Here is a 15,295-nt window from a genome sequence, read left to right on the forward strand (position 1 = left end):
AGCTTCATTCGGAGAAGGCGGTGGCGGTTTCAGCGTGGACTCGCTAGGGTGCGTGGCTCGTGCGATTTCCCTTCCATCCATGGTTTGCTGCTGCCCTGCTGCTTTGGGGGCGGGCGGCCTGTGCTGATGGGCTGGCCTGGGTGCCGGAGATCCAGGCGCTGGAGGCGGAGCGCGCTTCTTTGCAGCAAGGTCTGGCGGATCTTCCTGCAACGCCACCTGTGCAGCTCACGCAGCGGCTGGGCTGGCATACGGAATACGCCACCTCTGAGTCCAAGGCGGAGTGGGTGGAACTGAATCTCGGCCAGGCGCAGGCGCTGGATGCGGTGGTACTCATTGCGCCGCCCCCGAATGGCAGTTCGGTCGGCGAAGGGTATGGATTTCCGCGAAGGTTTTTTGTCGAGCTGCTGAGCGAGGGCGAGGACAACCAGCGCACGATCATCGCGGATCATACGAGCGAGGATTATCCGAATCCTGGTCTGCTGCCGGTGGTGATTCCTGCGGGCGGCAGGCAGGTGCAAAAGGTGCGCGTCACAGCCACGCGCCTCGCTGGTGATAAGGGACGTTTTTTCTTCGCACTCGGCGAGATCATGCTGCTGCAGGGCAAGGAGAACCTCGCGGCAAAGATCGAGGTCATGGGACCTCCGGCGGTGCGCGCAAGCAGCAGCCAGGGCACGCGACCGGACTGGGGCCGCATCAATCTCGTGGATGGTCACACGGTGCTCGGACCTCCCCTGGGCACGCGCAGCAGCTCGACACTCGGCTTTCGCAGCAAGCCGGTGAGTGAGCGGAAGATGACCTATCTGCCGTGGGTGGAGATTGATCTCGGGAATCCGGCAACCCTTGATGAAATCAGGCTCTTCCCATCGCACCCGCCGCAGTTCGCACACAGCCAGGGCTATGGCTTTCCGGTGCATTATCAGATCGAGCTGCGTGAGGAGGACAATGATCCGCCGCGTGTGCTCTCACCGCCGCAGTCGGGTAGTTACGATGCGGTGCCTGGAGACAATGTGGTGACCATTCCAGCGGGTGGACGTCAGGCGCGTTTTGTGCGGCTCAATGTGCTGGACCCGCATGTCAGCAATGGCAGCGTGGTGCTGGCGATGGCGGAGATGCAGGTCTGGTCAGGAGACAAGAACATCGCGCCAGGGAGCTTTGTGGGTTCCTCGGACACCACCGAGGCGGAGGGCTGGTCGCGCGCGGCCTTGGTGGATGGCTTTGCGAGTGGTGCAGACATCGTCGACTGGCCGGAGTGGCTGGCGGGTTTGTCGAAGCGAAGAGAGATACAGCATCAGCTCGTGCTCATCGAGGGGAGACGAGTTGAGATCACGCAACGCATGCAGCGGCTTGGCTTTGGAGTGCTCATTGTTGTTGCACTTGTGGTTATGATTGGCGTGTGGCTTTGGCTGCATCGTCAGCGTCGTGAACGGCGTGCAGAGATGGAGCGGCTGCGCCAGCGCATCGCCCAGGATTTGCATGATGAGATAGGCAGCAGTTTGGGAAGCATCGCGCTTATCGCGCAGGACATTCTGGCGGTGGGTGGTCAGAGCGGGCAGAGCCGTGACGACTTGGTGGAGATCAAGGACATCGCGGATGAAACCGTGGCCGCCATGCGTGATATCACCCGTCTCATGCAGAGCGAACGTTATGGCGCGGATGATCTGCCGACTCTTCTGCGTGACACCGCCGACCGCATGCTGCGCGGCATCTCGCACACGCTGGATCTGGATGAGCATGTGCAGACCAAGCGCCTCTCCGTGGACCGGCAGCGTGACCTCATCCTCATGTTTAAAGAAGTGCTGCATAACATCACCCGTCATGCCGCTGCCACCGAGGTGAAGATCAAGCTTGCGCAGGTTCAGGATGCGGTCGTGCTCACGATCCATGACAATGGTCGTGGCTTTGACACCACGGTCATCACGTCAGGTATGGGCCTCATGAATCTTCGTCGCCGTGCGGAGAAGCACCAAGGGTCTGCTGAGATCATTTCTTCGCCGCAAGGCACCACGCTAACACTTACTTTGCCACTGCATGCCTGAATCCATCCAAGTCTGGCTCATTGAAGATCACAAAACGTATGGCGAGCGACTGGCGCGTGCGCTGAATCGTGTGGAAGGGATTGCTTGTGGGAAGCGCTTCACAGCTTGTGAGGATGCGTTTGCGGCACTCACATCTGAGGTGGCGCCGCAGGTGCTGCTGCTGGATGTGGGGTTGCCTGGGATGAATGGGATTGATGCCATCGCGAGACTTCGTCAACTGGCGCCGAAGATGGCGATCGTGATCCTGACGGTGTTTGAGGAGGATGATAAAATCTTCCGCGCCATCTGCGCAGGAGCAGCGGGATATCTTTTGAAGACCTCGAGTCCGGAAGACATTGCCGGAGCTATTCGCAGCGCGGCGGCAGGAGGATCGCCAATCAACCCGACGATTGCGCGGCGCGTGCTGGAGATGTTTTCCAAGGCGAACACGGCAGCGCCGCAGAAGGACTATGGATTGACACCGCGTGAGCTGGAGATCCTTCACCTTCTGGTGGCCGGAAAGACCATCAAGGAAGCGGCGGCAGATCTTGGCATCGGCTACTACACGGCGGATGAATACATCCGCGGGGTGTATGAGAAACTGCAGGTGCGCAGTCGTGGCAGCGCCATCGCGAAGGCGGTGAAGGAAGGCCTGGTGTGAGCCGAGGTCACGCTGTCTTCCTCAGCACGCGCAGCCTTTCACGGCCCATGCGGCCGTCAAAGGCGGTGGTGGGGATGTAATCCTCCACAGGCTGCCAGCGTGGGGCGCCAAACAAATGATCCAACTCAGGCACGGAGATGCCGAAGGGAGGTCCGGACTCGCCGGGCTCCATGTCAGGCTCCATGTACCACACTCCCACCAGCAGGCCGCCGGGCTTTAAAAGCGTATGGACGGCCTGTTCATACTTCCCGCGCCATTCCGGTGGTAGGGCGCAGAGGCAGGTGTGCTCAAAGACATAGTCAAAAGAGCCTTTCCAATCCGCAGGTGTGGCAAAGAGGTCCCCGAGCACGAAGCGATCGGCGATGGCCGGATGGGTCTCCCTGGCCCGAGCCACGGCTGTTTCGGAGATGTCGAGGCCCAGGGCATCCACCTCATGCTTCACCAGCATGAGCAGGTCATGTCCCAGTCCGCAGCCCGGGACGAGAGCGTTGCCAGACGGTTTGTTATGCGTCACCCATTGTTTCATGGGGGGCGATGGCAGGCCTTTGTTCCAGGGTGTCTCACCCTCGACGTAGAGTTGGTCCCAGTCAGTCATGTCAGTTACCTGCATCTACGGCTGGCACGCCTTCCGGGACGTAGGAAGGGAAGCCTGCATGCCACCGCAGATACCTCATGGCTCCCGCAATCTCTTCCGCGGTGAGCTTGCTGAGGCCGAAGTGATGTCCTTTGAAGGCACCGACCTTGCCGTTTCGTCCCTCGATCAGATTGAGGATGGTCTGCTCCATGTCATCCGGCGCGATGACCTCCGCGCCAGCAGCATTCGCGCCCATGGTGAGAGAGGTGATCTCCTGGGCATTGCGCTGGTCACGCACGCGCAGGACCACGTCCCGGTGATAGCGACCGTAGAAGGAGATCACCACCGCGGACAGGGCACCGATGATGGCGACGACGATGAGCATCTCGACCACACTGAAGGCGGCGCGGCATCGGGCGAAGGGTGAACGCTGGAGGTGCTTTTTCAAGAGAGAGAGCCGGAACGCTCCTGCCAGACTGGAATTGTTCAAGTACTTGTTACCGGGCGAGGCATCTCTCATTGGCGTTGTGCCGGTTTCGCGAAGCCGCTAGGATCAGCGCGTGAACATCCACCATCTGGAACTGTTTTATTATGTGGCGAAGCACCAGGGCGTGAGCGCTGCCGCGCGCCACATTCCGTATGGCATCCAGCAGCCTGCCATCAGCGCGCAGATCATCCAGCTGGAGGACAGCGTGGGGGTGACCTTGTTTCAGCGCAGGCCGTTTGAACTGACGGACCATGGCAGGGAGCTCTTTGCCTTCATCGAGCCCTTTTTTTCCGGCCTGCCGAAGATGGCGGAGAGGCTGCGCGGTGGCAATGAAGTGCACCTTCGCGTGGGCGCGCCTGCCGCCATCCAATACTGCTACCTGCCCAGGCTTCTGAAGGCACTGAAGCAGAGGTTCGCGAGGCTGGAGTTCTCCCTGTTCACGGGCTGGCAGGGTGAGTTTGAGGCTCGCTTATTATCCGGTGAACTGGACCTGGTGGTGACGAGCATGTTTGGCAAGCCCTCGGCAGGCATGCGTCATCGCGATTTGCTGTCCCTGCCCATGGCGCTGCTGGTGCGTGAGAAAAGCCGCATCAAAAGCGCGGATGATTTTTGGAAGCAGGACCGCATCGAGGAGCCTCTCATCTGCGTGGAGGAGGGAGATGCGCTGTGCCGGACGTTTCAGCATGAGCTGCAGAGGCGGAAGATCGAGTGGTATCCGGCGCTGGAGCTCGCGGCTTTGGATCTAGTGGCCGAGTATGTGGCGCAGGGGTTTGGGGTTGGGCTGATTGTCGATCAACCGGACACTTCACCTCCGAAGGGCACGCGGCGTCTGAGGCTGACGGACTTTCCGCCGCTCACCTATGTGGCCATGTGGCAGGGGAAGCCGACCCCTTTGATTGAGACCTTCCTCGAAGGTGCATCACATATGGCAGACGAGCTCGGGCGGTTGCATTCAGGCCGCGCGCCGTGATGTCGATGAGTCACGTGCAGCAAGGGCAGAGCTGCACCCAGTGACCGGGCGAGACTTCCTTGAGCGAGAGATCCATGCCGACGCTTTGCTCCCAGTTCGGATGCTTCATGCGGTGGCCGAAGGCACAGCCGGGCGGTGGATTGATGGGAGATGGCACGTCTCCCTGCAACAGTTTGCGTGAGCGGCGCAGCGAGGGATCCGGGACCGGAATGGCATCCAGCAAAGCCTTTGTGTAGGCATGGCGCGGGCTGTGATAAAGCATCTCAGCCGGAGCCAGCTCCATGATCTTGCCGAGGTACATCACGGCCACGCGATCACTCATGTGCTTCACCACGCTGAGACCATGGGCGATGAAGAGATAGCTCAGGCCCATGTCACGCTGGAGATCGAGCAGGAGATTCAGCACCTGGCTCTGCACGGACACATCCAGCGCGGACACAGGTTCGTCACAGACGATGAGCTTCGGCTTCAAGGCGATGGCGCGGGCAATGCCGATGCGCTGACGCTGCCCGCCGCTGAACTCAAAAGGGAATTTTTCTGCGGCACTATTGGCTAGGCCGACTTTGTCCAGCAGGTCCAGCACCCACTTCCGGCGCTCTTCCTTGGTGCCGATCTTTTGCACGATGAAGGGCTCTTCCAGGATGTCCCGCACCGTGTGGCGAGGATTCAGCGATTCCGCCGGATCCTGGAAGATCATCTGCATGTTCCGCCGCATGGGGCGCAGCTCGCCCATGCTCTTATGAGTGATGTCCTGGCCGTCAAAGGTGATCTGGCCGGAGGTTGGTTTGAGCAGTCGCGCGATGGCCTTGCCCAGCGTCGTCTTGCCACAGCCGGATTCACCCACGAGGCCGAGTGTCTCGCCCTTGCCGAGTTCGAAAGACACACCATCCACCGCTTTGCAGGAGGCTACAGCGCGCCTGAGCACACCGCCGCGGACGGGGAAGTGCTGCTGGAGGTTTTGGACGGTGAGGAGGGACATGGAGGCAGCAATCAAGCGCGTGCAGTCACGCTAGGCGTCTGTTCATACTGAACCCAGGTCACAAGATCCGTGGGGGCAAGCTTTAGGCCACCCTTATCGAGGTGCCAGGACAAGGATTTGGCACGTGGAAACCTGGTTTCGTTCTCGAAGTGCAAATCCAAGGCTTCTCGTGCATTCGTGAGTGTTTTCTCAACGGTCCTGCCTGTTGTGACGCAGCCCGAGACATCCGGAAAATAGCCGGAGAGGTTCCGGGTGCCTTTCTCAATGATGAAGAGATATTTCATGACTTGATGATAGCAGAAGCGGGCTTCATTTCCAACCTGCTTGTTTGCGGATGCTGTTCCACGTTCCAGGGGAAATTTCGTCCGATGGATGCCCGGGGAGTGTCACTTTACCCGGTTTCAGAGCATGAACGAACTGACGGTGACTGCCCTTGGTGGCTTTGAGAGTCCACCCTTCCTCGTGAAGGCGTTGCAGTACTTGTCGGACCTTCATGAGACGCAGACCGGGCAGTTCTCCACCAAGTGGTTAGGAGCGATTTCAACGAACGCAGGCCGGGTGCCGAGCTCCTGCAAAGTATGTTCGCGGCCGGAGCGCTCGGCGAAGCGGCAGCCGGGTTTGAAGTCGGCGATGGAGGGGACGTTGCCGGGGATGGCTTTCAGCTTGGTCTTTGGCGTGCTGTCGAGCTTCGGGATGGAGTCCAGCAGGCCGCGTGTGTAGGCGTGACGCGGGTTGGCAAAGAGATCGTAGACGCTGGCACGCTCGACGATGCGGCCGGCATACATGACAGCGACTTCATCACACACTTCAGCGATGACACCGAGGTCATGGGTGATGAGGATCACGCTCATGCCGAGGTCACTTTGCAGGTCCTTGATCAGGTCCAGGATCTGCGCCTGCACGGTCACATCGAGAGCGGTGGTGGGTTCATCGGCGATGAGCAGCTTGGGTGTGTTGATCAGCGCCATGGCGATCATCACGCGCTGCCTCATGCCGCCGCTGAGCTGGTGCGGGTATTCATTCAGGCGCTGCTCGGCCGCCGGGATGCGCACCTTTTTCATCATCTCCAGGCAGCGTGCGCGCACGGTATCCAGGTTTGCATCCTCATGCAACAGAATGGCTTCGGCGAGCTGCTTGCCCACGGTCTGCACGGGATTCAGCGCCGTCATCGGCTCCTGGAAGATCATGGAGATGTCATTGCCACGCAGATTGCGCATGTCCTCATGCGGCAGGGTGACGAGGTCCTTCCCTTCAAACTCGATCCGGCCGCCGAGGATTTTCCCATGCGGCTGGGGGAGGAGTCGTGTGATGGAGAACGCGGTGACACTTTTGCCGCAGCCAGATTCGCCGACGATGCCGAGCGTCTTGCCACGCGGCACATCGAAAGACACGCCATCGACCGCCGTCATTCGGCCTGCGTCGGTGTCGAAGGCCGTCACCAGATCATGGACTTGGAGGATGGGGGCCGTGCTGCTCATCATTTCATGCGATACTGGTCAAACACGCGGGACATCTCACCGAAGCTCTTGCCTTCGCGCATGGCATCCATGGTCTCTTTGCGGATGTCTTCATCGATCCACCAGGTGAAGGAGTCCAGACCCTCGCGGGTCTGTTTCAAATTGCCATCCTTTGGCCAGCGCAGCCAGCGCCAGTGGAAGTAGCGGTAGAGCGGTGTCTCCCAGGTGGTGATCTGGCAGCGGCTGTTGTGCGCGATCTCCTCGATCTGCCAGCACAGGCGCTGCATCTCATCTTCATTTGGGGCCTTGCGCTGCAGGTCGATCAGCTTGTCCAGCTCCGGGTTGTCCGTCATGGTGAAGTTGGTGGTGTTGGCCTTCTTCACCTTCTTGCCGTCCTTCATCTCGTAAGCGTTGCTGGAGTGGAAGAACTGCCACATCTCCGGGAAGGGCGGCGTGGCGCCGAAACCGGCCATGATGATCTCATGCTCCTTCTCCTCACCTTTCTTGAAGAGCTGGGTGAAGTCGATGGACTCAATCTTGAGATCCAGGCCGGCCTTGCGCGCGCCTTCCTTCCAGATCAGGGCCGCCTGCGTGTAGGCGGGGTAGGTGCCGATCGTGAGAGTGAAGGAGAGCGGCTTGCCCTCGGCATTCACAAGGATGCCATCAGCATTGCGCTTGGTGAAGCCTGCCTTGGCAAAGTGCTCCTGCGCTTTCACGGGATCATAGGGCAGCGCGCGCAGATTCGGATTCATGAAGCGGCCGAAGCCTGACCAGCTGTTCTGCATGCGCACGGGGTCACTACGCAGCACCAGCGCGATGACCTTCTCGATATCCATGGCGTAGTGCAGGCCGGTGCGGACATCTAGATTGTCCAGGAAGGGCTTGCTCTGGTTGATATAGAGGCAGCGCGGGATCTGCGGGAAGTCATTGTAAAAGGTGTAGCGCTCCACGTAACCGTTCAGCAGTTCGGGGATGTCTCCTTTGTCATACCAGTAGTTAGGTGGCAGCATCTGCGCGGCGGAGCTGAAGAGGTCAATCTTGCCCTGGCGGAAGAGCTCAAACGCGGTGTCGAGATTCGGCACCATCTGATAGATGAAGCGGTCGGCGTTGTAGCGGTAGCGATAATACTTTTTGTCCTTGGCCCACCAGTTCTTCACGCGGGTCAGCGTGACGCTGCGGCCATACTTCACATCCTCAGGCAGGATGTCATAAGCGCCGGTGGTTGGCATCTTGCGCCACTGGTAGCGGGCGGGGAAGTCATCGCCAAACTCGCGGAAGAAATGGCGTGGCATGGGACCGCCGAGACCATCCTGCGGGGCACCGGTGAGCAGCACAGGATCTGCCGCCGTCTCCACCAGCGAGATCGACAAGGTGCGGTCATCGTATTTGGCAATGGAGGCGTAGTGCTCATGCGCATAGGCATACGAGTAGGGGTCCTTGGTGTACTTCGAGCGCGCGATGTACAGCGTCATGAAGAAGTCCTCGACCGTGATCTTCACGCCATCCGAATAGGTGGCGGATGGATCCAGCTTGAAATAGACGGTCTTGCGGTCATCACCGATGGCCCAGGCTTCCGCGATGCAGGGCATCCATTTGCCCACATTGCGATGGAGCTGGACGAGGGACATCTCGATGTTGTCCCAATGCTCGCTGCGGAAGGTGTTGCCGCCATCCGGACCCATGAAGCGCAGGGTGGGCGGGAAGTTCGGCATGTCGTAGTGGAAGGTGCCGCCCTTCTTCGCTGCTGGATCGCCGAGCTCCGGATAGTCCGCGCCTGTTTCCCACTTTAGGTTAGGCGGAAGGTCGGCGGGAGTCTTGAACTGGTAGACCTCGGGATGCGCTTTCCATTCGGCCTCCACTTCCGCCGTGTTGTCATAGGGCGGGAAGCGCTCGTCATCGTCACGGGAGCAGGACGGCAAGCCAAGAGCCAAGAGCAGAGAGCAAAGAGCCCAAGCCCACAAAGCGATGCGCTTCATGCTGCGTCGTTCCTCGCACTTCACTGGTGGTTCTACGATCATTGGTAGGTGGTGAATTTTTTCGGGTCGAAGGCTTCGCGCACGGCCTCACCCACGAAGGTGACGAGCACGAGGACCAAGCCCATGGCCACGAAGGCGCTGGTGACGATCCAGGGGTAGTTGAAGTTATCCACGCCCTCATGGAGGAGGCGGCCCCAGCTCGGCAGGTCTGGCGGCAGGCCGAAGCCGAGGAAGTCCAGAGCGGCGAGCGCAGTGATGACATCCGCGACGACAAAGGGTGCGAGTGTCACAAGAATGGCGATCACGTTGGGCAGCACATGATGAAAAATGATGCGCTGGGTTCCCATGCCAAGGAGTCGTGCGGCGGCCACATAGTCCCGTTCCTTTTCTTTGAAGGTGGCGGTGCGTAGATAGGTCGTGGTTTCCATCCACTTGAACGCTGCAAGGAGAACGACAAGCAATGGCAAAGTGGGACCCACGAGTGAGCCGATGATCATCACGACAAAAAGAAAGGGCAGCACTTGCCAGATCTCGATCAATCGCTGCCCGAGCATGTCTACCCAGCCGCCAAAGTAGCCCAGCGTGCCGCCGATCATCACACCTGCGGTGAACACGAACGTCACGAAGAGAACTGATGCGATCAACGATTGCTGCAAGCCACCAAACAAATTGGCCAGCACATCAGTTCCGGTCGTGTTCGTGCCGAGGAAATGCTTCTGCGCGATCGAGGGGGCCGCAGGCGGATACACAAGGCGCTGCCAGACATCACTGGCCTGGCCTTCAAAGGCGGCGGCCTTGCCTTCAATGAAGTCGCTGTACTTGGTGCGGTTGCCCTGGGCATACATGCCCTGTTCGATGGTCTGGCCTTTGTCATCGTAGCCGCGGAAATCACCATGCTTCACACCGCCGCGGAACTGGAACTCCTGACGCTTCAGCGTCGGGTTCGTGGCAAAGACCGTGTAGGCGGCGCCATTGTAAGGCTGGCCATGGCGCAGCAGTTTGCCGTTTTTCATCTCCAGCGTTTCGATCGTTTCTGGAGTATCGAGCGAGGAATCATAGGGCACGGGCGGCATGACCACCCAGTTGCCCTTGGCTTCCTTTTCAAAGCTCTTCTTCATCTCGCGGTAGTCCGCCTCTCCATCTCCGGAGAGCCCATAGGTGCTGGCAGGAATGACACCATGCACAAAAGGGAAGCTGAGCTTGCCCTCGTAACTCACGATCAAGGCGCGCTTGCCGACGAGCAGGCTGTCCAGCGAGGCGATGCCGGTGAGGGACAGAAGGATGAGAAAGGAGGCATAACCGCGGCGGATGCGGGTGAAGCGCTGCAGCTTCTTCAAGGTCAGCGGGGAGATGTTCCACTCCTTTTTGCCGCGCAGGACCAGCCACGCTCCAAGGGTCAGTAAAAGAGTGGCAAGGGCATAACCAACAATGCTGCCAGCCAGGAACGGGATCTTGATCACCGGCACGTGCAGCCCGGCCAGCCGCTGCACCAGGGAGAGCAGCGAGAAGACAATGAGAAGGATGCCTGTGGTGCGTGGAGACATGGGTCAATGGAAGCGCACGCGTGGGTCCGTGAGCGCGACGAGGTAGTCAGAGAGGATGTTACCCAACATGATGAGGATCACGTCCAGCGTGAGGATGCCCATCACCAGCGGGTAGTCGCGGTCGGTGATGCTCTGGATGGTGAGCAGGCCGAAGCCGTCGATGTTGAAGATGCGCTCGATCAGGAGCGAGCCTGCGACAAACACGGTGGTGATGCTGCCGAGCGTGGTGACGATGGGGATCAGCGAGTTCCGCAGTGCATGACCGAGCACCGCGTGCTTGTAACTGGCGCCTTTGGCGATGGCCGTGCGCACGTAGTCGGCAGCGAGGTTGTCCATCAGGTTGTTCTTCATGAGCATGGTCAGGAAGGCAAAGCTGGTGATCATGTAGCAGGCGAGCGGCAGGATGGCGTGATGGATGATGTCCCAGATCTTTCCGCCAAGGGTGAGGGAGGCAAAGTTCTCACTGGTGAAGCCTTCCGTGGGGAACCAGCCCATGCGCGCCGCGAGATACACCACGACCAGACTGCCGAGCAAGAACCCGGGGATGGAGTAACCGATGAAGATGAGGATGGAGGTGACGTTATCGATCACCGTGCGGTGCTTGATGGCCTTCAGGATGCCCAGAGGGATACAGACGATGTAGGCGATGCAGAAGGTGAGCAGGCCGTAGAAGAGGGACACGGGCATCTTGGAGATCATCATGTCCAGGACATCCATGTTGTAGTTCGTGGAGAGGCCGAAGTTCCCCTGCAGCAGGCCGCTGAAGGTGGGATGAAACACCGCCACGCGCTGCTTCTCAGGCTCGGGATGTGTTTTGTAATGGGCCACCACATCCGCATCCGGCCCATTCAGGGTGCCATCGCGCTTCATGGTGGCCTGGGTGACCTTGTAGGCATTCGTGGCGGTCCACTGGTCACGCGGAAGCAGCATCTTCAGGGTCACGGGCATCTCGTCTTTGCCCTCTTCAAACTTGATCCATTGCTTGGACTCCTCTCGCGGCCAGACGCCGAGCCAGGCCGCGTAGGCAGGCAGGAAAGGTTTGTCGAAGCCGTAGTAAGCAGCCATCTCCTCTTTCTGCTCGTCGGTCATGGATGCTCCAGCATTCTTAGAGCCGCCGCCGCGCTCACTGGCCAGGGCGGACTGCATGGCCCTCTCCATGGGACCGCCGGGGACGATGCGGGTGATACCAAAAACAACCAACGTCGCCCCGAGCAAGGTCGGAAGGATGAGAAGGAAACGTCGGAGGAAATAGTCGCGCATGAGGCGGTAGCAGACAGATAGCTTCAGACATACGCATGCGGGGCACAAGGATTTGTGTCTATTTTTGCGGACTCAGGTGGTTGCCGTTTAGTCTTTTCTTAATGCGTGACTTTCCCTGCGTGCCTTCCCAATCTTCGAACAGTTCACACGTTGTGGATTCCAAGGTCCCTTGTCATGAACTCCGCCACATCTCTCCCGCGTGTCATGGTTTTGATCCTGGCCTTTGGTGCCGGGGCAGGGGTGACCTATCTGATGACGAAGCCGCCGGAGGTGAGTGTAGAAAAGCCCAAGGCTGAAAAACCGCCACAGGACCGGGTGGCGAAGGTCGAAAAAGCGGGGTCGCTGTCGTCCTCCGGGAAAGCTGTGGATCCGAGGTCGCCTGGAGTGGCGGCCAGGGACCTCCTTAACAACGGGGTGCCGAACCGTCATCGCTTCGAGCGGGAGGGCTGGGATCTGGCGGGTATGGGTGCCGAGGCAGCGATGAGCCGGATGGAGCAGTTGAATGGATATACCGATCTCCAGAATCGAACGGCCTTCATCCGGGGCATGTTTGAGCAACTGGCACTCAGCCAGAAGCCTGCGGATTCGCTGGCGCTGCTCAAACGCATTCCGGGAGTACTGGATCGTGAGGCGGCGATGGGGGCGCTTTTGCGAAGCTGGCGGCATAGTCCTGAGGTTTTGACGGTGAGCAGCGAGCTCGGCATCGCCGGAGCGCTCGGACTGCACCTGCTGAAGAGCAGGAGCAAGGACGTCAGTCCTCAAGAGGTAGCTGCTTTCGCACGGGAGTTTATAAAGGGAAGCATACGTGGGTCCCTGCTGGCGGAGGTCGCGGCGACTCTGGTGAAGACTGATCCGGCGGCGGCTTTTGCGCTCGGCAATGAGCTGACGGGCCAGCAGCAGATGGCCTTCATGCACCGGTTTGCCGATGGCTGGGCCGCTGAGGATCCGGAAGCGGCCATGAAATGGGCTGCCACGGTCCCGGATCTGGTCACGCGCGCGGAGCTCCAGGCCAGCATCATCGAGAGCCAGGCGGAAAGGGATGCCGTGGGCGCGGCCCGGCATGCCCAGCAACTGCCAGCCGACACGCCGGGAAGAGTGGAAATCCTGCAGGCCGTGGCCCGGGAGTGGGCAGCGAAGGACACTCGTGCGGCCATGCAGTGGGCCGCCACGCTGACCGACGAGGCGGAGCGCAATGCCACCCAGACAGGCATCCGTGCTTCTGCCCCGGTGGGGATCGGCGCTGCGTTAGGGACTGAGCAGGGCCTGCCCGTGGTCAGTGGCCTGATGGATGGCAGCGCTGCCCAACGCGCGGGCACGCTGCAAAAGGGGGATCGCATCCTGGCGGTGAGTGATGGTGCCGGGCAGTGGGTGGATGCCAAGGACACCAATCTCGCCGATGTCGTCGGCCTGATCCGGGGGGAGGCAGGCACGGCGGTGTCCCTGCGCATCCAGCCTGCGGATGGCGGTGCCGCCCGTGTGATCACCATCACCCGGCAGCAGATCATGCACACTCCGGGTCAGAAGCTCATTCAGTAAACGGGTCTACCTCACCCGCTTCATGGTGAAGGTGCCTTTGTCCATGGAGCACTGGTAGCAGGCGCTGAACTCATCACCCTTCACCGTGCCGCAGTAGGTGTAGCGTCCGCCAGCCCATCCCGGCATGTCATGCTGGCCGGTGAAGGTGCTGCCGCTTTTGTCCTTGGCAGGCTTCACGCGATGCTCGGCCAGATAGGAGCCGCTGATGATGTTCGCCCAGGTGGCATGGTAGCGGAAATTATGGTCACCTTCGGCATTTTTGACGGGGCCCACAACGGCGCGCAGACGGCCATGATGGCCGTTCACATCGCTTTTCCAGGTGCCTGACCAGGCTCCCTCGACCCCGGGTTTGGGGCCTGCTTGGAGAGCCTGCCGCCACTCCTTTTTAAAGGCCATGGAGCAGGAGGAAAGCAAGGCGGAAGCAAACAGGAGAAAAAGGAGGCGGGGCATGATGATCCTGCAAAACGTTCCGCGGGAGGCATCTTTTGCCACTGACAGCTTCATCAGGGCTCCGCCCGAAGAAAAAGCTGTCCAAAGCCTCGCGGTTTCAGTCTACCCTTGCACTTCACATACCATGGACCGCCGCCACTTTCTCTCCTCTGCCATTCTTGCCGCCATCGCTCCCGTGCTCGCCCAGGAGAAGCGCGCGCCCCGTATCGTCCTGCGTTCCTCCTGGCAGACAGTGAACATCGGCGACATCGCCCACACCCCCGGCGTGCTGCATCTGCTGGAGCAGCATCTGCCGGAGGCCGAGATCCGCCTCTGGCCCAGCAGTGTGAGCAATGGCGTGGAGGAGATGCTGATGAAGCGCTTTCCAAAGCTGAAGATCATCAACGGGCGCGAGGACATCCTCGCCGCGCTGAAGGAGTGTGACTTCCTGCTGCATGGTTCCGGACCGGGCTTCGTGGCGAAGAAAGATGTGGCCAAGTGGGCCAAAGAAACCGGCAAGCCCTATGGCATCTACTGCATCACCTATGCCGCGAAGGACGACGAATCCCGCGATCTCCTCAGCGGCGCGAAGTTCGTCTATTTCCGCGATTCCGTGTCGCTGAAGTTTGCCAAGGATCATGGCGTGACCTCAGCACTCATGGAGTTCTGTCCGGAAGGCTCCTTCGCCGTGGATCTGCGCAACGATGCAGCGGCAGATGCATTTCTCCAAGAGCATCAGCTCGAAAAAGGAAAGTTCCTCTGCTGCATCCCGCGCTACCGCAATACCCCCTACTGGAAAATCAAAAAAGGTTATGCCTTTGACGAGAAGAAGCATGCCCGGAATGAAGCGATGAAGGAGCATGATCTCGCGCCCCTGCGCGAGGCCATCGTGCAAGTCGTGAAGCAGACCGAGATGAAAGTGCTCGTCTGTCCAGAAGACGCCAGCCAGATGGAGATCGGCAAAGAGATGCTGATCGACAAACTGCCCGCAGATGTGAAGGACCGCGTGGTCTGGCGGCCTAACTACTGGCTCACCGATGAAGCCCTGAGCACCTACGTGCGTAGCGCCGGGCTCTTCGGCGCGGAGATGCACAGCCCCATCATGTGCATCGGCAATGGCATCCCCGCCATCGTCTGCCGCTGGGCTGAGCAAACGAGCAAGGGCCTCATGTGGCGTGACATCGGTCTCGGCGAATGGCTCTTCAACATCGACGAGGAAAGCGAGATCCCCGGCATCCTCCCTGCCGTGCTCGCGATGGCCAAAGACCCTGCGGCAGCGAAAGCGAAGGCGGAGAAGGCGCGCGATCTCGTGAACGAACTTCAGCGCAAGTCCATGGCGAAGGTGAAGGAACTCAGCACGCCTGCCTGAAGCCTAACCATTCTTACCACTGATGGACACTGATAGTC

Annotated in this window: 15 protein-coding genes; 5 read left to right on the forward strand and 10 right to left on the reverse strand. The window is 60.0% G+C overall.

Annotated elements, in window-relative coordinates; genetic code table 11:
* The first annotated feature begins 59 nt into the window (after nucleotides 1-59).
* Complete coding sequence (locus tag BGE01nite_RS23780) at nucleotides 60-2,036, forward strand: ATP-binding protein (RefSeq protein ID WP_246145788.1); 1,977 nt, start codon at nucleotides 60-62, stop codon at nucleotides 2,034-2,036.
* Entirely contained in the window at nucleotides 2,029-2,676 is a 648-nt protein-coding gene (locus BGE01nite_RS23785; RefSeq protein WP_146854443.1) for a response regulator transcription factor, read from the forward strand. The genes BGE01nite_RS23780 and BGE01nite_RS23785 overlap by 8 nt, the downstream gene beginning before the upstream one ends.
* Nucleotides 2,677-2,683: 7 nt before the next feature.
* Here the strand turns inward: BGE01nite_RS23785 and BGE01nite_RS23790 are convergent, their stop codons facing one another.
* Nucleotides 2,684-3,271, reverse strand: coding sequence for a methyltransferase domain-containing protein (locus tag BGE01nite_RS23790; protein ID WP_170267012.1), 588 nt, complete (start codon nucleotides 3,269-3,271; stop codon nucleotides 2,684-2,686).
* Nucleotide 3,272: 1 nt separating this feature from the next.
* On the reverse strand, nucleotides 3,273-3,698 hold the full coding sequence (locus BGE01nite_RS23795) for a type IV pilin protein (protein ID WP_146854447.1): 426 nt from the start codon (nucleotides 3,696-3,698) through the stop codon (nucleotides 3,273-3,275).
* Between the two features lie 112 nt (nucleotides 3,699-3,810).
* Here BGE01nite_RS23795 and BGE01nite_RS23800 point away from each other — a divergent pair, with 112 nt between their 5' ends.
* Nucleotides 3,811-4,707, forward strand: coding sequence for a LysR family transcriptional regulator (locus BGE01nite_RS23800; RefSeq protein ID WP_146854449.1), 897 nt, complete (start codon nucleotides 3,811-3,813; stop codon nucleotides 4,705-4,707).
* 10 nt (nucleotides 4,708-4,717) lie between these two features.
* Here the strand turns inward: BGE01nite_RS23800 and BGE01nite_RS23805 are convergent, their stop codons facing one another.
* The 7 genes from BGE01nite_RS23805 to BGE01nite_RS23835 form a co-directional block, all read right to left on the reverse strand.
* Entirely contained in the window at nucleotides 4,718-5,686 is a 969-nt protein-coding gene (locus BGE01nite_RS23805; protein ID WP_146854451.1) for an ABC transporter ATP-binding protein, read from the reverse strand.
* Nucleotides 5,687-5,697: 11 nt separating this feature from the next.
* Nucleotides 5,698-5,970, reverse strand: coding sequence for a type II toxin-antitoxin system HicB family antitoxin (locus BGE01nite_RS29830; protein ID WP_146854453.1), 273 nt, complete (start codon nucleotides 5,968-5,970; stop codon nucleotides 5,698-5,700).
* A gap of 25 nt (nucleotides 5,971-5,995) precedes the next feature.
* Nucleotides 5,996-6,181, reverse strand: a complete 186-nt coding sequence (locus tag BGE01nite_RS29835) for a type II toxin-antitoxin system HicA family toxin (RefSeq protein ID WP_146854455.1) — start codon at nucleotides 6,179-6,181, stop codon at nucleotides 5,996-5,998.
* Nucleotides 6,178-7,164 (reverse strand): oligopeptide/dipeptide ABC transporter ATP-binding protein, encoded by a 987-nt coding sequence (locus BGE01nite_RS23820; protein WP_146854532.1) that lies wholly within the window; start codon nucleotides 7,162-7,164, stop codon nucleotides 6,178-6,180. The genes BGE01nite_RS29835 and BGE01nite_RS23820 overlap by 4 nt, the downstream gene beginning before the upstream one ends.
* The gene (locus BGE01nite_RS23825) at nucleotides 7,164-9,062 is read right to left on the reverse strand and encodes an extracellular solute-binding protein (protein ID WP_170267013.1); all 1,899 of its coding nucleotides are present in this window, start codon (nucleotides 9,060-9,062) and stop codon (nucleotides 7,164-7,166) included. Before BGE01nite_RS23825 ends, BGE01nite_RS23820 begins: the two co-directional genes overlap by 1 nt.
* 95 nt (nucleotides 9,063-9,157) lie before the next feature.
* Nucleotides 9,158-10,663 (reverse strand): ABC transporter permease subunit, encoded by a 1,506-nt coding sequence (locus BGE01nite_RS23830; RefSeq protein WP_146854458.1) that lies wholly within the window; start codon nucleotides 10,661-10,663, stop codon nucleotides 9,158-9,160.
* A gap of 3 nt (nucleotides 10,664-10,666) precedes the next feature.
* The gene (locus BGE01nite_RS23835; protein WP_146854460.1) at nucleotides 10,667-11,923 is read right to left on the reverse strand and encodes an ABC transporter permease; all 1,257 of its coding nucleotides are present in this window, start codon (nucleotides 11,921-11,923) and stop codon (nucleotides 10,667-10,669) included.
* A 174-nt stretch (nucleotides 11,924-12,097) separates the two neighbouring features.
* Between BGE01nite_RS23835 and BGE01nite_RS23840 the strand changes: the two genes are divergently transcribed.
* Nucleotides 12,098-13,459 carry a PDZ domain-containing protein gene (locus BGE01nite_RS23840; RefSeq protein WP_146854462.1) on the forward strand — a complete coding sequence of 454 codons (1,362 nt, stop codon included), beginning with the start codon at nucleotides 12,098-12,100 and terminating at the stop codon, nucleotides 13,457-13,459.
* A 6-nt stretch (nucleotides 13,460-13,465) separates the two neighbouring features.
* Here the strand turns inward: BGE01nite_RS23840 and BGE01nite_RS23845 are convergent, their stop codons facing one another.
* Nucleotides 13,466-13,909: a hypothetical protein gene (locus BGE01nite_RS23845; RefSeq protein ID WP_146854464.1), complete on the reverse strand. Its 444-nt coding sequence runs from the start codon at nucleotides 13,907-13,909 to the stop codon at nucleotides 13,466-13,468.
* A gap of 124 nt (nucleotides 13,910-14,033) precedes the next feature.
* Here BGE01nite_RS23845 and BGE01nite_RS23850 point away from each other — a divergent pair, with 124 nt between their 5' ends.
* Nucleotides 14,034-15,257 carry a polysaccharide pyruvyl transferase family protein gene (locus tag BGE01nite_RS23850; protein ID WP_146854466.1) on the forward strand — a complete coding sequence of 408 codons (1,224 nt, stop codon included), beginning with the start codon at nucleotides 14,034-14,036 and terminating at the stop codon, nucleotides 15,255-15,257.
* Nucleotides 15,258-15,295: the final 38 nt, after the last annotated feature.

It is taken from the genome of Prosthecobacter gellanilyticus (assembly GCF_007992435.1).
Lineage (GTDB): Bacteria > Verrucomicrobiota > Verrucomicrobiia > Verrucomicrobiales > Verrucomicrobiaceae > Prosthecobacter > Prosthecobacter gellanilyticus.